Annotated in this window: 3 protein-coding genes; 2 read left to right on the forward strand and 1 reads right to left on the reverse strand. The window is 33.1% G+C overall.

Going from position 1 to position 3,202, the window contains the following annotated elements:
* The coding region (locus WBM60_RS02220; RefSeq protein WP_424282718.1) for a site-specific integrase at positions 1–902 on the forward strand (902 nt) is incomplete at its 5' end.
* 847 nt (positions 903–1,749) lie between these two features.
* Here WBM60_RS02220 and WBM60_RS02225 read toward each other — a convergent pair.
* The gene (locus WBM60_RS02225; RefSeq protein WP_424282719.1) at positions 1,750–2,169 is read right to left on the reverse strand and encodes a hypothetical protein; all 420 of its coding nucleotides are present in this window, start codon (positions 2,167–2,169) and stop codon (positions 1,750–1,752) included.
* 82 nt (positions 2,170–2,251) lie between these two features.
* Between WBM60_RS02225 and WBM60_RS02230 the strand changes: the two genes are divergently transcribed.
* Positions 2,252–3,172 (forward strand): tyrosine-type recombinase/integrase, encoded by a 921-nt coding sequence (locus WBM60_RS02230; protein ID WP_424282041.1) that lies wholly within the window; start codon positions 2,252–2,254, stop codon positions 3,170–3,172.
* The last annotated feature ends 30 nt before the right edge of the window (positions 3,173–3,202 follow it).

Genomic DNA, 3,202 nt, shown 5'->3' on the forward strand with positions numbered 1-3,202 from the left:
ATGTCAGTAGGTCAATATGTGATATATCAATCTATCATTCAGAAAATATGGTCAATGTTTTGAAAAAAGGGACATTGAAAAACTACTCCACAACGGAAAAATATCTGAAGGAATATTTGGAAAAAGAATTGCGAACATCGGATATGTACCTGAAAAACCTCTCATATACTTTTATTGTCGGTTTTGAAAAATTCCTAAGAAGAAAGAAAGACAAGAACGGTATACTTCAATTGACCAATAATGGAACGATGAAGCATTTGGAGCGTTTTAAAAAACTATTGAACTTGGCGGTAAAACTGGAATGGATGGAAAAAAATCCTTTCAGGGATTATAAAATGAAGTTCAAAACTTTTGACAGAGCTTTTTTAAACCGCCTAGAACTGATAAGATTGGAAGAAACAATACTTACCAAGCCCCATTTGGAAAGAACCAGGGATATGTTCTTATTTGCATGTTATACCGGTCTTTCCTATGTAGATGTAAAACAACTTTCCGATAACCATTTAGTAAAGGGAATAGATGGAAGGGACTGGATACATTGTACGAGGGAGAAAAGCCAAACCCCGATGAAAATACCATTACTCTATAAGGCAAAAGAGATTTTGGATAAGTACAATAGATTGGACACAACATCGGAATTTCTATTGCCCATTTGTTCCAATCAAAAGACAAATAAGTATTTAAAAAATATTGCCATTGCTTGTGATATTCATAAGAACCTTAGCTTCCATGTAGCAAGGCATACTTTTGCAACAACGGTTACCCTATCAAATGGAGTTCCATTGGAAACTGTATCCAAACTTTTAGGACATTCCAAACTATCAACTACACAGATTTACGCTAGGGTAGTGGAACGGAAGATCGGGGACGATATGGAAATGCTTCAACAAAAGTTGGGTTAGGCAGATTTGAAATGAATGCTATTGAAAAAGAAAAACTCGTCCCCCCAAATCTTACACATAACTTTGCGCATGGATCCTATCAGGTTTTTGTAGTGTTTGGAAAGATAAGCGTCAAGCAAAAACATGATAGGGCGCATGCTACTTTTTGCTTATTAGTGTACCAAATTAAAGTTTACAGATTTTAGGAGCGTAGCGGATAAGATATGTAAAGCAAGAGGATAACACGCTAAAGCGGTGTTATATATCTAGAAATTGGTCTAAAGACTAGTGAAATTGGTGGATTGCTACAATTTGTTAATTTATAAAATCTCCAAAATTTTGGCACAAAAATCTCGGAAACCCTTGAAAACATTGAAAAAGTTTGGCGTAAATTTTTTTAAAAATCATCTCATTACCTTGCAAGCAGATTAGTTTCGGTAAGATTTGGGCTTGCAGCACGAAACTCCGTTTCGCTCGCTTTTTTAATCATTGTAATGAGGCGATTCATTCCACAAGTTATTTTTTCTTGGCGACCTCCGGGAGCAAAGCAAGATTGTCTATGTGGCAACAAAGACACATCTTGAACTCTCTTTTTACTCTAAAAATTTGCCATAAAATGAGGCCTGCAAAGGTTTTTACTTGAAAAATGGATAAGAAATTTAATCTTGAAAAACATAGTCAATTGATTTTCAATTGATTATAAATAATAACATCGCTTTAGCGTGTTATCCTCTTGCTTATCCTCTTTCGTTTGCAAAGCAAACAAAAAACTCAAACAAATAGCATGAAATATTTGCGTTTTTGAAATTGAAATTTTCTTGCATATTCATTTTTGAAAAGTCATTAAAGACCTATGTTTAAATATCTTCTATTTTGAATCATGTTTTATGATTTTAAAATCCCAAGGGTAGAAACTCAATTTTTCCATATATTTTTGTTTGTGTACTATTAACATTTTTTCTGTTCCTTTTTCATTTATAGGAAGATATCCATATTCGTAGCAAAAAAAATAGGTTCCGCTGTTAAATGGGAAAATATGAGTGAACAACTCAAATCTATATCCCAATTTTGCTATAACTTCTTTCTCAACTATGCTTTTACCACTTGGACAAAAATGAGCCAACAAACTTCTATTTCGCCGTAGCTTGCTGTTTATTCTTCGAATCGAAAGTTCATGAGTGGGTCTATTGGTATTATGATAAATACTTCTACATTGTGTATCACAAAATTTTTTATCTGACCGCCCTTTCAATTCTTTTTCACAAGCTAAACAAAACCGTATATTCATTAGTCGTATTATTTAACGTTTATATACGTATGTAAACGTCTATTAATGCGAAAATAATATTTTTTTTGATGACTTTCACTATATGAGAGAATCATTACCAATAGTCATCCCTACTCCTTCTAGCCTTGGTTCTACAGATCAAAACTATAGATTGTCACTTGAATTGATGCAGCAAAAGCTATTACTGAAAAACTATAGTGAACATACTATTAAGACATATGTTCATATGTTCCGTCAATTTTTAAAATATCTATATCCAATGCCTTTGCATCATGTAAATAAAACCCATATTACCAAGTATCATCTTTGGTTGGTTACAGATCGAAATGTCTCTGTATCCTATCAAAATCAAAGCATAAATGCGATAAAATTTTACATAGAAAAAGTACTGAAGCATCCTGTTACTGTTTATGAACTGGAAAGGCCGACAAAACATAAAACATTACCCAAGGTATTGTCCTTAATAGAAGTTCATCAAATTATTGAAGCTACTCGTAATCTGAAACATAGAACAATATTATCTATTATCTACGGGTCAGGGTTACGCATATCAGAATGCATTAATTTGAAAATTATCGATATTGATTCTTCCAGTATGCGGATATGGGTTCGTAATGCTAAAGGAAAAAAAGACAGAGTTACATTACTTTCTAATGACCTATTAAAACTATTAAGGGATTATTATAAAATATACCGTCCCAAAAAGTGGTTATTTGAAGGTCAAACAAAGCAACAATACAGCCCATCTAGTATTCGGCAATTTTTTAACCGTGCCAAATTTAAAGCTTTGGGTCGTTCGTCTGCCACTGTGCACACTCTACGTCACTCATTTGCGACACATCTATTAGAGAATGGTACGAATCTGAGATATATACAGAAGCTTTTGGGGCATAGTTCAAGTAAAACAACTGAAATTTACACACATGTATGTACTACCAATTTAACAGATATTACAAGTCCTTTCGATCTATTAAACAAAAAGGTATATTTGAAAGGGAAATAAACGCAATAAACTGAGTTTATTGACTAGTTG

This window comes from Eudoraea sp. (assembly GCF_049669105.1).
Classification (GTDB): Bacteria; Bacteroidota; Bacteroidia; order Flavobacteriales; family Flavobacteriaceae; genus Eudoraea.

Excerpts from the sequence above, each read along its gene's own strand:
- WBM60_RS02225 (WP_424282719.1), bottom strand. The coding sequence starts at position 2,169 with ATGAATATACGGTTTTGTTTAGCTTGTGAAAAAGAATTGAAAGGGCGG.
- WBM60_RS02230 (WP_424282041.1), top strand. The coding sequence starts at position 2,252 with ATGAGAGAATCATTACCAATAGTCATCCCTACTCCTTCTAGCCTTGGT.